The organism is Streptomyces sp. NPDC047072 (assembly GCF_040643855.1).
Lineage (GTDB): Bacteria > Actinomycetota > Actinomycetes > Streptomycetales > Streptomycetaceae > Streptomyces.
Map to the genome: position 1 here is coordinate 1 of NZ_JBEYVC010000128.1, position 12,854 is coordinate 12,854.

Sequence of the window (12,854 nt, forward strand, 5' to 3'; positions counted from 1 at the left end):
CGTCCGCCGTCAGCTCCGCGGGGTTGGTCAGGCCGCGCCACAGCCCGAGCCGCATGGGCCGCGGGTCGGCCAGCGCGTCGCCCCGACCTGCTCAAGGGGCTCTTCCACGTCGACCACCTCGCGACCCGGATCCGCCGGCACGCCGAGAACCTCGCCGTGCTCGGCGGGGCCGTCTCGCGGCGGCAGTGGAGCAACCCGGTCTCCATGACCGAGGTGCTGCGGTCCGCCATCGCCGAGGTCGAGCAGTACTCACGGGTCAAGCTCGTACCGCCGATCGACGGCACGCTGCGGGGGCACGCCGTCGCCGACGTCATCCATCTGCTGGCCGAACTCGTCGAGAACGCCACGGTGTTCTCGGCGCCGCACACGCAGGTCCTGCTGCGCGCCAACCTCGTCACCTCGGGGCTCGCGGTCGAGGTCGAGGACCGTGGGCTCGGCATGCCCGTCGGCGAACAGCAGCGGATGAACGCGCTGCTCGCCGACCCCGACCAGGTGAACGTCGCCAGCCTGCTGGCCGACGGGCGCATCGGACTGTTCGTGGTCTCACAGCTCGCCAAGCGGCACGGCATCCATGTCCGGCTCCAGACCAATATCTATGGCGGGGTCCAGGCGGTGCTTGTCGTACCGCAGGCGCTGCTCGGGTCGGCGCCGGGGGTGGAGCCGTCGCCGGGGGGTGTTGTCGGGGCTGTCGGGGCGGGTGGAACTGCCGGGGCGGGCGGCGGTGCCGGAGGTGTAGGAGGGCCCGGGGCGGGTGCGCCGGAGCAGGGAGCTGGGTCGCGGCGGGGCGGGCACGAGCCTCGGCATCGGGCTGTGCCGTCGCCCTCGGGCGATCCGCAGCATCGGGGGAGGTCCGGCGGGCGCCAGGAGGCGTCGGTGGGGCGGAGCGGGGACGCCGGGCGGTACACGGAACCGGGTGTCAACGGGAATGCGGCGCCCACGGTCAACGGCAGCGGGGCGCTCGGGCATGCCGAAGGGGGCGTGGCGGGTGCGGTCGTGGGCGACGGTGGTCGTGTGCCGGGGCCGGGGAGTGTGGCTTCGGCGGGGGACGGAACCGTTCGAGGTGGTGGCGCCGGGGCCGGCGGCGGCACGTCGGCGGGTGGTGGATTCGGTGCGAACGGCGTCGGTTCCTCTCCCGAAGGAAGGCGGTCGGCGCCGGGTGACGGACTCGGTGCGAGCGGCAGCGTTCCCTTCAGTGACGGAAGCGGGTCGGCGTCAGGGAGCGGGCGCGGTTCGAGTGGTGGCGCTCGTGCGGAGAGCGGCAGTGGCGCCGTCTCTGGGGGCGCCGGTCATCTCCCCGGCGCCACCGGATCCGGCCCGGGCAGCCCCGCGGTCGGTTCCAACGGTGTCGGGTCCGGGCTGAACGGTGATTCTGGTGTCGGTCACGCCGGTGTCGGTCACGCCGGTGTCGGTCCGAACGGCAGTGGCGTCGATGCCGGGCGGGACGCGCCGCCCCTGCCCGTGCGCGGTCCCCGCGAGGAGCGGCCCAACCCTGCCGAGGCCGTGCCCGGGATCAGGGCCGGTGACCGCAGGCTGGTGGCGGATCACGCGGTCGGGCCGCCCCTGCCGCGCACCGGTGTCGTGCGCGGCACCATGGGCAAGCCCCAACTGCCCCGCCGCCGCGCCCAGGAGCACATCGCGCCGCAGCTGCGCGGCGGACCGGCACCGCGTCAGGACGCCGAGACCCCGGCCGCGCACGACCCGGGGCTGATGGCTGCCTTCCAGCGCGGGATCAGCCTCGCCGAGGCCCAGCAGCACCTGGAGTCGGAAGACATCGACCCGGTCACACCTATGGCGACGACACCCATGGAGTCCGCGCACACAACGTCCCGCTACGCCGACGGGGCCCACATGGGGTCGACCCACATGGGGCCACCCCAAGCCGACGCTCCGTACATGGGGTCGGCACACACAGACGTGGCCCACACGGAGACCGCCTACACAGGTCCGGCGACCACGGGGATCGCCCACACATACAGCGCCCCGCCGGCCCCGGCGTCCTTCGACCCGAGCTTCACGCGCGACACGAGCCGCCCGGAGGCGAGCCGCCCCGATGCGCACCATCCCGACACGGCACCCACCACGCACACCGGATCCATGGGCCTCACTCACATGGACCGGACCCACGTGGACTCGACCCACATATCCGAGCCACGCGGCGCCCGGGACGGAGCCACCGCCCCCCGCCACGACCTCGACCTCGATCGCACCACCCGGCCCGACGGGAGCGCACCGGCCGGATGACCACCCCCGTTTCCACCCCCACCCCCAGCGCTCCCGCAGACCTTCGTACCTCAAGGAGTCGATCCACCATGGCGAGCGAAGCGCCGACCGGCCAGGTATCCGACCTCGACTGGCTGATGAGCGGCCTCGTGCAGCGCGTACCGCACACCACCAGCGCGGTCCTGCTGTCCTGCGACGGACTCGTGAAGTCGGTTCACGGCCTGGACGCGGACAGCGCCGACCACATGGCCGCCCTGGCCTCCGGCCTGTACTCCCTGGGACGCAGCGCGGGCGTCCGCTTCGGTGACGGCGGCGACGTCCGCCAGGTCGTCGTCGAACTCGACTCGACCCTGCTGTTCGTCACCACCGCCGGCTCCGGCACCTGTCTCGCCGTGCTGGCCGGCCGCGAGGCCGACGCGGCGGTGCTCGGCTACGAGATGGCCATGCTGGTCAAGAGCGTCCGCCCCTATCTGGTGACCGCTCCCCGGCAGCACGCCGTCGAATCCCCGGCGATGAGGCCTTGAGCGTGGCGGCGGCCGGCGACGGGCCCTGGCTCGACGACGCGGCCGGTCGGCTGGTGCGGCCCTTCACGGTCAGCAACGGCCGCACCCGGCCGTCCGTCGCGCTCGACCTGCTGTCGCACGTGCGGGCCACCGGGGTCACCCCCATCGGCTATCTCGGCCCCGAGCACGCGCAGGCGCTCGACCTGTGCCGCGCGCCCGTCTCGGTGGCCGAGGTCGCCGCCCATCTGAAGCTGCCGGCGGTGGTCACCAAGGTGCTGCTGTCGGACCTCGTCGACTGCGGGGCGCTGACCACCAAGCCCCCCGAGTTCCACCACAACCCGACTGACCGGGCCCTTCTGGAGGCAGTGCTCGATGGACTACGACGACAGCTCTGACCCCTTCCCCACCGCACTCAAGATCCTGGTGGCGGGAGGGTTCGGAGTAGGCAAGACGACCTTCGTGGGCGCGGTCAGCGAGATCGCCCCCCTCAGCACGGAGGAACTGCTCACCACGGTCAGCGCCGCGACCGACAGTCTCGACGGGATCGAGAACAAGGTCGAGACGACGGTGGCCATGGACTTCGGCCGCATCACCCTCGATCCGGAGCATGTGCTCTACCTGTTCGGCACGCCCGGCCAGGAGCGGTTCTGGTTCATGTGGGACGAGCTGTCCGAGGGCGCGCTCGGCGCGGTGATCCTCGCCGACACCCGGCGTCTGGAGGAGTGCTTCGCGGCCGTGGACTTCTTCGAACAGCGCGGTCTCGGCTTCATCGTCGCGATCAACGAGTTCGACGGGTCGTTCCGCTACGACCCCGAGGAGGTCCGGGCCGCCATAGACCTCGCGCCGGAGATCCCGGTCGTCCGCTGCGACGCCCGGATCTCCAGCTCCGGAGTGCAGACCCTGCTCACCCTCGTGAGGCACCTCATCGCCCACAGTCCCGCCCCCGCGCCCAGCCATGGCGCCCACATGTGACCACCGCACACACCGCCACGGAGCCGCATATGACCGACGTCCACAGCGACGGAGTCCGTCCATGAGCTACGACCCGCCGCGCCCGGCCGGTCGACTGCTGCTCACCCCCGAGGACAAGGAGGCTCCGGACCGGGCGCGACGGCTGCGCCTGCTGGGCCTGGGCGAGCACCCGGAGCCCGCCCTCGACGCCTTCGCGCAGCGTCTCGCCGAGCGCACGGGAGCGCCGTACGCGATGGTCAACTTCATCGGCGAGGACCGGCAGTTCTTCGCCGGGCTCCGGGTGCCGGAACCGCGGCCCGTCGCGCGCGGAGAGGACACCAAGCCCGAAGTGGGCCGCTATATGGAGCGCGACCATGGTTTCTGCCCCCATGTGGTCGTGCGACGCAAGGCGTTGGCCCTGGAGGACGTCGGCGACTACCCGCGGTTCGCCGGCAATCCGGTCGTCGACGAGTTCGGGATCCGTTCCTATCTGGGGGCGCCGCTCATCGACAGCACGGGGATGGTGCTCGGCACCGTGTGTGTGGCCGACGTGGAGCCGCGCACCTGGGGGAAGCCCGGCCTGGAGGCGATCAAGTCGTCGGCGGCCGAGCTCGTGACGCGACTGGAGCGGCGGGAGGCCGACGGGTTCCCGCTGTGACGGGCACTCCTGTGAGGAGCTGACGGTTCTGGCCCGCCGACCGGTTCGGTACCGCCGTACTCCTCAAGGGGGTTGCTCCTACAGGGGGTTGCCCCTACATGCCCCGCCAGATGTTGTCGAACGCGGCGTTCTCGATCGCCCGGCGCTGCCGTACGGCCTCCAGCTCCATCACCGCGTCGCCGACGGTGGCCAGGACGGCCGTGACCGTGTCGCCGGTGACGTTCTCGTCGGGCTCGGTCTTCTCGTCGTCGATCCCGGAGACGGCGGCCAGTGCGGCGAGGACCGGTTCGCCCGAGGCCCTGCGCTCCTCGGCGTGGCTGCGGGCGGCCGAGTCGACCGGCACCGAGCGTCCGGTCCGCAGGGGGATGCGGCGGCCGCGTCGACGGGTGGTGAGGCCGATCTTCTCCAGGTCGTCGAGGTAGGCGGCGGACAGCTCGCGGCCCCGGCGCCACAGCCAGTCCTCGACCGTCTCGTGGGGCTTCTCGCGGGACAGGGCGGCGGAGGCCTCGTCCAGCAGGCGGTCGCCCGTCGCGGCCTGCGGGCCGGGCACGATCCGGTCGTCGTCCAGGGTGAGCGCGCCGGCCTCCAGGAGGTCCAGGACCTCGGCGCCCGCGAGCGCGAGGGACAGGTCGCCCTGCTCGACGAAACGGCCGGGCGGCACGTCGAGGGCGAGGATCGCGAGGTCCCGTGCGGTGGTCATCAGCGACTCCAGGTCGGTCGGGTGCGGGGCGAGGACGCCGGAACCGGTGCCGGCCGGGCGTCCCCACATGATTCTCGTCGGGACATGTGGGCTACGGCCATGTGGTGCGGAAATTCGACCCACAGCAGGATCGTGGTGGCCGCCCACACCGACACCGCGGGCGACCGAGGGCGTGAAGCAAAGCTGTGGCCGCGCTTAAGAAATCCTCGATGGACCAGGACGTCGCCGTACGGCAGATTGCTACGCGAATCCCCCCTCTTCCCGGATCCGGGCCGCTTCGGCATGCCCGCGCCCGGGACCGCACCCACAGGAGTCGTGGCGTTGAAGGCGCTGGTCAAGGAGAAGGCGGAGCCCGGGCTGTGGCTCGTGGACGTCCCGGAGCCCGCCGTCGGACCCGGAGACGTCCTGATCAAGGTGTTGCGGACCGGGATCTGCGGCACCGATCTGCACATCCGGTCCTGGGACGGCTGGGCCCGGCAGACGATCCGCACCCCGCTGGTGCTCGGGCACGAGTTCGTCGGCGAGATCGTCGAGACGGGCCGTGACGTCGTGGACATCAAGGCCGGCGACCGGGTCAGCGGCGAGGGGCACCTGGTGTGCGGAAAGTGCCGCAACTGCCTTGCCGGGCGACGGCACTTGTGCCGGGCCACGGTCGGGCTGGGCGTCGGCCGGGACGGGGCCTTCGCGGAGTACGTCACCCTCCCCGCAGGCAATGTGTGGGTGCACCGGGTCCCGGTGGACCTAGATGTCGCCGCGATCTTCGACCCGTTCGGCAACGCCGTGCACACCGCGCTGTCCTTCCCGCTGGTCGGCGAGGACGTCCTGATCACCGGCGCCGGGCCGATCGGTCTGATGGCCGCAGCCGTCGCCCGGCACGCGGGCGCCCGCAACGTCGTCATCACCGACGTCAGCGAGGAACGCCTGGAACTGGCCCAAAAGACCGGCGTCAGCCTCGCCCTGAACGTCGCCGGGACCACGATCGCCGAGGGCCAGCGCTCCCTCGGCCTGCGCGAGGGCTTCGACGTCGGCCTGGAGATGTCCGGCCGCCCCGAGGCGCTGCGCGAGATGATCGCCAACATGACGCACGGCGGCCGGATCGCCGTACTCGGCCTGCCCGCCGAGGAGTTCGCGGTCGACTGGGCCCGGATCGTCACCTCGATGATCACCATCAAGGGCATCTACGGCCGTGAGATGTTCGAGACCTGGTACGCGATGTCGGTGCTCCTGGAGGGCGGCCTCGACCTCGCCCCCGTGATCACCGGCCGCTACGGCTACCGCGACTTCGAGGCGGCGTTCGCGGACGCCGCGAGCGGCCGTGGCGGCAAGGTCATCCTCGACTGGACCAACTGACTTCTGGACCAACTGACTTAGGGACTGACGATGTTCGACTCCGTGCGCGACGACCTGCGCGCCACCCTCGACGAGATCCGCGCCGCCGGTCTGCACAAGCCCGAGCGGGTGATCGACACCCCGCAGTCCGCGACCGTGAACGTCAGCCGGGGCGGCCGCCCCGGCGGGGTCCTCAACTTCTGCGCCAACAACTACCTCGGTCTCGCCGACCACCCCGAGGTGATCGCCGCCGCCCACACCGCACTTGACCGCTGGGGCTACGGCATGGCCTCCGTGCGTTTCATCTGCGGTACGCAGGAGGTGCACAAGGAGCTGGAGGCGCGGCTGTCCGCCTTCCTCGGCCAGGAGGACACGATCCTGTACTCCTCCTGCTTCGACGCCAACGGCGGTGTCTTCGAAACCCTGTTGGGCCCCGAGGACGCGGTGATCTCCGACGCGCTCAACCACGCCTCGATCATCGACGGCATCCGGCTGTCGAAGGCCCGCCGCTTCCGGTACGCCAACCGTGATCTGGCCGATCTGGAACGGCAGTTGAAGGAGGCCGCGGGCGCCCGCCGCAAGCTGGTCGTCACCGACGGCGTCTTCTCCATGGACGGTTATGTCGCGCCGTTGAAGGACATCTGCGACCTCGCCGACCGCTACGACGCGATGGTCATGGTCGACGACTCGCACGCCGTCGGCTTCGTCGGCCCCGGCGGCCGTGGCACCCCCGAACTGCACGGCGTCATGGACCGCGTGGACATCATCACCGGCACCCTCGGCAAGGCGCTCGGCGGGGCCTCCGGCGGGTACGTGGCCGCCCGCGCCGAGATCGTCGCCCTGCTGCGGCAGCGCTCACGGCCGTACCTCTTCTCGAACACCCTCGCCCCGGTGATCGCCGCGGCCTCCCTCAAGGTGATCGACCTGCTGGAGACGGCCGGTGACCTGCGCGAACGGCTCGCCGCGAACACCGCGCTCTTCCGCCGCCGGATGACCGAGGAGGGCTTCGAGATCCTGCCCGGCGAGCATCCCATCGCGCCGGTCATGATCGGCGACGCGTCCGTCGCAGGACGGCTGGCGGAGCTGCTGCTGGAGCGCGGGGTGTACGTGATCGGGTTCTCGTATCCGGTCGTACCGCAGGGGCAGGCCCGCATCCGGGTCCAGCTGTCGGCCGCGCACTCGACGGACGACGTGAACCGGGCCGTGGACGCGTTCGTGGCGGCGCGGGCGGAGCTGGCGGCCGGCTGACCGGAGCGTCCCGGACATATTGAGATAATCGATCCCATGATCGAAGCGCGGCGGCTCCACATCCTCCGTGCGGTGGCGGACCATCGCACCGTGACGGCGGCTGCCGCCGCGCTGTATCTCACCCCCTCGGCCGTCTCCCAGCAGCTCACGGCCCTCGAACAGGAGACCGGTCACCGGCTGGTCGAGCGGGGCGCGAAGGGCGTACGGCTGACTGCCGCCGGTGAGATCCTGCTCGGCCACACCAACGCGGTCCTCGCCCAGCTGGAGCGGGCGGAGGCGGAACTGGCCGCATACGGCTCGGGCGAGGCCGGGACGGTCACCGTCGCCTCCTTCGCGACCGGGATCGCGCTGGTCGTGGCGCCCGCGGTGGCCCGGCTGGCCTCGACGGCGCCGGGGATCCGGATCCGGGTCCAGGACGCGGAGGGGGACGCGAGTCTGCCGATGGTGCTGGACCGGCAGGTCGATGTGGCGGTGGCGGTGGAGTACCGGGGGGCTCCGGCGGCCGACGACCCGCGGCTGACGCATGTGCCGCTGTACGCCGAGCCGTTCGACGCGGTGGTGCCGGAGAGCCATCGGCTGGCCGAGGTCGCGGAGGTGCCGCTGGCGGAGCTGGCGAAGGACGCGTGGATCGGGCCGTACCCGGGCAATCCCTGCCATGACGTGGTGGTGCTGGCCTGCGAGAACGCGGGGTTCCAGCCGCGGCTCGAACACTCCTCCGACGACTTCCGCGCGGTCGTGTCGCTGGCCTCGGCGGGGGCGGGAGTGGCGCTCGTGCCACGGTCCGCGCTGCGCGGGATGGAGCTGACGGGGGTCGTCGTACGACCGGTGGACGGGGTGGCACCCACACGGAGGGTCTTCGCGGCGGTGCGGCGCGGGGCGGAGGGGCATCCGCTGATTCGGCCGGTGGTGGGGGCGTTGGGGGAGGTGGCGGGGGCGTAGCGCTCAGCGGTCGCGGCGGCGGAGGTGTACGACGAGCCAGCCGACGCCGACGAGGGGGAGTAGCAGGGCGAAGACCCCGACGCCGGAGAGGGTGAGGCTCGCCGCGACCACGAGGAGGAGCGGCCAGAACCTCCGCTCCAGCGCCACGGCCGCGACGGCGAGCACCGAGCAGGCGATCGTCAGCCCGATCCTGTCGCTGCGGACCTGGATTGCCGCGGAGGTGGCGGCCGACAGGGCGAGGCTCGCCACCATGAGGGTGAGCGCCCACGGCAAGCGGGTCGGCCGGGGTGGTTCGAGGGCGGTGGGCCGGGGCGTCGAGGGGCGGCGAGCGGGCTTGGGCAGCGGCGCGGGAGCCTCGGGCGACCGGGGAGGCGTCGCGGCGTGTGCGCGGGGCGGCGGATCGGTGGGTGGTGCGGCGGGCGTACGGGGAGGCGCCGGGGTTGGTGAGGGGCGCTGCGCGGCTGGCGTCGGGTGGGGCGGCTTCACGGTCGTCGGTGGGGATGGCTTTGCGGCCGTGGCCGGTGGGTGTGGCTTCACGGTTGCCGCCGGCGGGGGTGGTTGCGCAGCCGTCGCTGGTGGGGGTTTTGGCGCGGCCGTCACTGGTGGGTGTGGTTGCGCGGCCGCCGCGTTCCGTGTCAGCGCCAGCATGTCCACCGTCCCCGTGCCCCGCTGACCCGGCACCGGCAGGCCCTTCGTCGTCGCCGTGTGCAGCAGTCGGCGGTAGATCTCCCCGAAGGTCAGCAGGTCCGGGCCGCCCGGTACTCCGTCCCGCAGCAGCGCCAGCAGCTCTCCCGTGAAGGACGTGTACGTCGCTCCGACCGGGGCCAGGGCCACGGCGTTGACCGGTGCCGACGTCAGGACGTACGTGCCCTCGATGCCCACCTGTCCCAGCAGTGTGTCCGTGCCCGCCCCCATGTCCTGGATGGCCCGTCCGCTGAAGCAGCAGTCGAGGATCACGACCCGGTTGGCCGCCGGGCTGTCGGCGATCACCTCGCGGACGACGTCGAACGGCAGCGCGCTGACCCGGAGTTCGGAAGGGTCCGTGTCGGCGAGGAGGAGGTAGAGCTCGTTGCGCGGCCCGGTCTGCCCGTGCCCGGCGAAGTAGACGAGCAGGGTGTCCTCGGCGGCGCTCGCGCAGCCGCGCAGGGTGCGGTAGACCGCGCGTACGTCGGTCGGGTCGGGGACCACGACACAGCGCTCGACGGGCATGCCGCCCAGCCGGGGGTGGGTCAGGACGGCGGCGAGGTCGTAGAGGTTGTTGCGGACGGCGGGCAGGTCGGCGACCGTGTCCGCCCGGTAGGTGCTCGCCCCGATGAGGACCGCGTACGACCGCTGCGGGTCCGGCAGCCGCATCCTCAGACCTCCCCGGCCCGCGACGCGGGAGCGGTTGCCGCGCGCAGCAGCCGCTCGATCTCGGCGGGCGACTGGACGTCGAACCGCAGCGTCTGCCCGCCGGAGACCATGACCACGACGGAGACCGGGGCGTCACCCCGGGATCTGCGCTGCTGCAGCCAGGTCGCGAGCGACTGGCTCAGCACCCCGATGACCGCACTGATCGTCCCGGTCACCAAGCTCTCGACGGCCAGCTGGGAGAGGGAGCCCATGGTCCCGGGCCCGGCCGCGGGAGCCAGGTGCCGGATGCGGCCCCTGAGCCCGGGTTCCTGCCGCAGCCAGTCCCACAGCGACTCGAACGCGGCACTGCTTCCCTCGACGACGATGCGCACGTCCGACATGTCGTTCCTCCCCGTGTGTGGCGACATTGTCGCGCCCGGTGAGGGGGTGTGGGAGGTGTTCGGCGGAGAGGAGTCGGTAACTCGGGTGTTTCATGTCTGGGATAACGTCTCGGATATGAGACAGGAGAGAGTGGTCGAACCCCACCCGGACCCCGTGGACGTCCGGCTCGGCGCCAGGCTTGCCGAGTTGCGGGCCGAACGTGCGTGGTCGCTCGGGGAGTTGGCGGAGCGGAGCGGGGTCAGCAAGTCCACGTTGTCGCGGGCCGAGCGCGCGGAGATCAGCCCCACCGCCTCGCTGCTGAACCGGCTGTGCGCGGTGTACGGGCGGACCATGTCCCAGCTACTGAGCGAGGTCGAGGCCGAGCCCGCCGTGCTGGTGCGGTCCGCCGAGCAGGTGGTGTGGGAGGACCGGGCCTCCGGTTTCGTACGGCGGTCCGTGTCACCCCCGCACTCCGGGCTGCGCGGCGAACTCGTCGAGGGACGGCTCGCCGCGGGTGCCGACATCGCCTACGACCGTCCGCCCGTGCCCGGCCTGGAGCAGCACATCTGGGTGCTGGACGGTGCGCTGGCCGTCACCGCCCGGGACGAGGAGCACCATCTCGACGCCGGCGACTGTCTGCGGCTGCGGGTGTGGGGGCCGACGCGGTTCCGGTGCGCCGGTCCAGACGAGGTGCGGTACGTGCTGGCGGTGGTGCTCCCGTGATCGTCACCCGTCTGGAAGAGGCTCAACTGCTCGGTCACATCGCCGAGTTGGCCGACCTGCTCGTGGACACCGTGGACGGCGGCGCCTCCATCGGCTTCCTCGCCCCCATGGACCGTACGGCGGCCATTGCCTGGTGGGAGGAGCGGGCGGCGGCGGTCGCCGCGGGACATCTCGCGGTCTGGGCGGCGTACGACGGTTCCCGCGTGGTCGGTACCGTCAGCCTCGCCTTCCCCGACAAGCCCAACTCCCGCCACCGCGCGGAGCTGGTCAAGCTGATGGTGCACCGGGACGCGCGCGGTCGCGGCCTCGGACGGCGCCTCCTCGACACCGCCGAAGGCGCGGCCGCCGACGCCGGTATCACCCTCCTGCACCTGGACACCGAGACCGACAGCCTCGCCGAACGCCTCTACGGCTCCGCGGGATGGACGCGCGCCGGGGTCATCCCCGACTACGCGGCCGATCCCGGCGGGGTGCTGCGGCCCACCACGCTGTACTACAAACACCTCGGAGTCCACGCTCTCACCAGGTGATTGTCAGTGGCGGGCGCTACGGTGCCTGTCATGCCGGACGCCGAAGACGCACACCGCATCGCCCTGTCCCTCCCGGACACGACCGAGAAGATCGCCTGGAGCATGCCCACCTTCCGGGTGGCGGGGAAGATGTTCGCCACGCTGCCCGAGGACGAGACCTCCCTCGCCGTGCGCTGCCCCAAGGAGGAGCGCGACGAACTGGTGCTGGCCGAGCCGGACAAGTTCTGGATCGCCGACCACGAAGCCCAGTTCGCCTGGGTGCGCGTCCGGCTCGCAGCGATCGAGGACGAGGAGGAGCTGCGGGACATCCTGGCGGACTCCTGGCGTCAGGCTGCCCCGACCCGGCTGCTCGACGCGTACCCCGGACTGGGGGTGGCGCCCACGGACTAGCCGTTCAGGGACTGGCCGCTCAGGGACTACCCGTTCAGGGACTGGCCGTTCAGGAAACCGGCGATCCGCTCCCGCAGCGACCGCGCGTCCAGCCCGTGCGCGGCGACGTGCTCCTCGATCGACCCGTACTTCCGCAGCTCCCGGCGCCCCACGCCAAGGCCCAGCACCCGATGCGGTACGTCGGCCAGCGCGTCGTTCGCCGCTGCCGTGGACGTACCCGCCAGGTACGGCTCGACGAGGACCACGTCCGGCCCCGCGGACGCCGTGGCCCGGCGCAGCCCCGCCGCGTCGAAGGGCCGTACGGTCGTCGCGTACAGGACGGTCACGTCGAGACCGTCGGTCGCGGCGAGCACCTGGTCCAGCAGCGGGCCGACGGCCACGACGACCCCCGAGCGTCCCTCGCGCACGGTGTGGAAGCGGGCACCGTCGACTGGGCGCGCGTCCACGTTGGCCTGCACGGACAGCCGTACGTACACCTTGTCGTCGCCCGCGGCGACCGCGTGCCGCAGCAGGGCCTCGGCCTCGTCCGGGTGCCCCGGCACGTGCACGGTCCAGCCGTCCAGGGTGTCGAGCAGGGCCACGTCGCCGGGCGCCATGTGGGTGAAACCGCCCGCGGGCCAGTCGTAGGACGCGGCGGCGCTCACCAGCACCGCGCCCACGTCCTGATGGCCGAGGTCCAGCTTGACCTGCTCGAAGGGCCGCTCGACCAGGAAGCTGGCGAAGGTGTGCAGGATCGGCCGCAGTCCGGTCAGTGCCATCCCCGCGCCCGCCCCGACGAGCAGCTGCTCGCGGATGCCGACGTTGACGACCCGGTCGGGGTGTCGGCTCTGTGCCTCGGTGAAGGCGTCCCGGCCGATCTCGGCGAGGACGAGCGCGACCCGGGGATTCTCGTCGAGCAGTCGTGAGGTGACGGTGGTGAAGCGGTCACGCATGGTGTCCATGGGGCGGTG

Annotated in this window: 15 protein-coding genes; 11 read left to right on the top strand and 4 right to left on the bottom strand. The window is 72.2% G+C overall.

Features of this window, described 5'->3' with window-relative positions:
* Positions 1 to 87 precede the first annotated feature (87 nt).
* From ABZ896_RS37325 to ABZ896_RS37345, 5 genes are all read left to right on the top strand, one after another.
* Positions 88 to 2,241 carry an ATP-binding protein gene (locus ABZ896_RS37325; protein WP_360939181.1) on the top strand — a complete coding sequence of 718 codons (2,154 nt, stop codon included), beginning with the start codon at positions 88 to 90 and terminating at the stop codon, positions 2,239 to 2,241.
* A gap of 68 nt (positions 2,242 to 2,309) precedes the next feature.
* Positions 2,310 to 2,744, top strand: a complete 435-nt coding sequence (locus tag ABZ896_RS37330; RefSeq protein ID WP_360939131.1) for a roadblock/LC7 domain-containing protein — start codon at positions 2,310 to 2,312, stop codon at positions 2,742 to 2,744.
* A 2-nt stretch (positions 2,745 to 2,746) separates the two neighbouring features.
* Entirely contained in the window at positions 2,747 to 3,118 is a 372-nt protein-coding gene (locus ABZ896_RS37335) for a DUF742 domain-containing protein (RefSeq protein ID WP_360939133.1), read from the top strand.
* Complete coding sequence (locus tag ABZ896_RS37340; protein WP_360939135.1) at positions 3,096 to 3,695, top strand: ATP/GTP-binding protein; 600 nt, start codon at positions 3,096 to 3,098, stop codon at positions 3,693 to 3,695. Before ABZ896_RS37335 ends, ABZ896_RS37340 begins: the two co-directional genes overlap by 23 nt.
* A 61-nt stretch (positions 3,696 to 3,756) precedes the next feature.
* Positions 3,757 to 4,332 (top strand): GAF domain-containing protein, encoded by a 576-nt coding sequence (locus ABZ896_RS37345; protein WP_360939137.1) that lies wholly within the window; start codon positions 3,757 to 3,759, stop codon positions 4,330 to 4,332.
* A 94-nt stretch (positions 4,333 to 4,426) separates the two neighbouring features.
* Here ABZ896_RS37345 and ABZ896_RS37350 read toward each other — a convergent pair whose 3' ends face one another.
* The gene (locus tag ABZ896_RS37350) at positions 4,427 to 5,032 is read right to left on the bottom strand and encodes a GPP34 family phosphoprotein (protein WP_360939183.1); all 606 of its coding nucleotides are present in this window, start codon (positions 5,030 to 5,032) and stop codon (positions 4,427 to 4,429) included.
* Between the two features lie 321 nt (positions 5,033 to 5,353).
* Here ABZ896_RS37350 and tdh point away from each other — a divergent pair, with 321 nt between their 5' ends.
* Genes tdh through ABZ896_RS37365 form a run of 3 tightly spaced genes read left to right on the top strand, consistent with a single transcriptional unit; the run spans position 5,354 to position 8,548 of the window.
* Positions 5,354 to 6,382, top strand: a complete 1,029-nt coding sequence (tdh, locus tag ABZ896_RS37355; RefSeq protein ID WP_360939185.1) for an L-threonine 3-dehydrogenase — start codon at positions 5,354 to 5,356, stop codon at positions 6,380 to 6,382.
* A gap of 30 nt (positions 6,383 to 6,412) precedes the next feature.
* Positions 6,413 to 7,609 (top strand): glycine C-acetyltransferase, encoded by a 1,197-nt coding sequence (locus ABZ896_RS37360; protein ID WP_360939139.1) that lies wholly within the window; start codon positions 6,413 to 6,415, stop codon positions 7,607 to 7,609.
* A gap of 36 nt (positions 7,610 to 7,645) precedes the next feature.
* Positions 7,646 to 8,548 carry a LysR family transcriptional regulator gene (locus ABZ896_RS37365; RefSeq protein WP_360939141.1) on the top strand — a complete coding sequence of 301 codons (903 nt, stop codon included), beginning with the start codon at positions 7,646 to 7,648 and terminating at the stop codon, positions 8,546 to 8,548.
* A gap of 3 nt (positions 8,549 to 8,551) precedes the next feature.
* Here ABZ896_RS37365 and ABZ896_RS37370 read toward each other — a convergent pair whose 3' ends face one another.
* The gene (locus ABZ896_RS37370; protein ID WP_360939143.1) at positions 8,552 to 9,901 is read right to left on the bottom strand and encodes a caspase family protein; all 1,350 of its coding nucleotides are present in this window, start codon (positions 9,899 to 9,901) and stop codon (positions 8,552 to 8,554) included.
* A gap of 2 nt (positions 9,902 to 9,903) precedes the next feature.
* Complete coding sequence (locus ABZ896_RS37375) at positions 9,904 to 10,281, bottom strand: hypothetical protein (protein WP_360939145.1); 378 nt, start codon at positions 10,279 to 10,281, stop codon at positions 9,904 to 9,906.
* Positions 10,282 to 10,396: 115 nt separating this feature from the next.
* Between ABZ896_RS37375 and ABZ896_RS37380 the strand changes: the two genes are divergently transcribed.
* From ABZ896_RS37380 to ABZ896_RS37390, 3 genes are read left to right on the top strand one after another with little or no spacing between them, the layout of a single operon-like run.
* Entirely contained in the window at positions 10,397 to 10,984 is a 588-nt protein-coding gene (locus ABZ896_RS37380; protein ID WP_360939147.1) for an XRE family transcriptional regulator, read from the top strand.
* Positions 10,981 to 11,514 carry a GNAT family N-acetyltransferase gene (locus tag ABZ896_RS37385; RefSeq protein WP_360939149.1) on the top strand — a complete coding sequence of 178 codons (534 nt, stop codon included), beginning with the start codon at positions 10,981 to 10,983 and terminating at the stop codon, positions 11,512 to 11,514. The genes ABZ896_RS37380 and ABZ896_RS37385 overlap by 4 nt, the downstream gene beginning before the upstream one ends.
* Positions 11,515 to 11,544: 30 nt before the next feature.
* Complete coding sequence (locus tag ABZ896_RS37390) at positions 11,545 to 11,904, top strand: MmcQ/YjbR family DNA-binding protein (RefSeq protein WP_360939151.1); 360 nt, start codon at positions 11,545 to 11,547, stop codon at positions 11,902 to 11,904.
* Positions 11,905 to 11,930: 26 nt separating this feature from the next.
* On the opposite strand, the gene ABZ896_RS37395 is transcribed toward ABZ896_RS37390, so the two are convergent.
* The gene (locus ABZ896_RS37395) at positions 11,931 to 12,845 is read right to left on the bottom strand and encodes a transketolase (protein WP_360939153.1); all 915 of its coding nucleotides are present in this window, start codon (positions 12,843 to 12,845) and stop codon (positions 11,931 to 11,933) included.
* Positions 12,846 to 12,854 lie beyond the last annotated feature (9 nt).

Bases quoted from the DNA above. Each gene is read 5' to 3' on its own strand.
- ABZ896_RS37340 (WP_360939135.1), top strand. From the start codon at position 3,096: ATGGACTACGACGACAGCTCTGACCCCTTCCCCACCGCACTCAAGATC.
- ABZ896_RS37395 (WP_360939153.1), bottom strand. From the start codon at position 12,845: ATGGACACCATGCGTGACCGCTTCACCACCGTCACCTCACGACTGCTC.
- ABZ896_RS37370 (WP_360939143.1), bottom strand. From the start codon at position 9,901: ATGCGGCTGCCGGACCCGCAGCGGTCGTACGCGGTCCTCATCGGGGCG.
- ABZ896_RS37390 (WP_360939151.1), top strand. From the start codon at position 11,545: ATGCCGGACGCCGAAGACGCACACCGCATCGCCCTGTCCCTCCCGGAC.
- ABZ896_RS37365 (WP_360939141.1), top strand. From the start codon at position 7,646: ATGATCGAAGCGCGGCGGCTCCACATCCTCCGTGCGGTGGCGGACCAT.
- ABZ896_RS37360 (WP_360939139.1), top strand. From the start codon at position 6,413: ATGTTCGACTCCGTGCGCGACGACCTGCGCGCCACCCTCGACGAGATC.
- ABZ896_RS37345 (WP_360939137.1), top strand. From the start codon at position 3,757: ATGAGCTACGACCCGCCGCGCCCGGCCGGTCGACTGCTGCTCACCCCC.
- ABZ896_RS37350 (WP_360939183.1), bottom strand. From the start codon at position 5,032: ATGACCACCGCACGGGACCTCGCGATCCTCGCCCTCGACGTGCCGCCC.
- ABZ896_RS37330 (WP_360939131.1), top strand. From the start codon at position 2,310: ATGGCGAGCGAAGCGCCGACCGGCCAGGTATCCGACCTCGACTGGCTG.
- ABZ896_RS37375 (WP_360939145.1), bottom strand. From the start codon at position 10,281: ATGTCGGACGTGCGCATCGTCGTCGAGGGAAGCAGTGCCGCGTTCGAG.
- ABZ896_RS37380 (WP_360939147.1), top strand. From the start codon at position 10,397: ATGAGACAGGAGAGAGTGGTCGAACCCCACCCGGACCCCGTGGACGTC.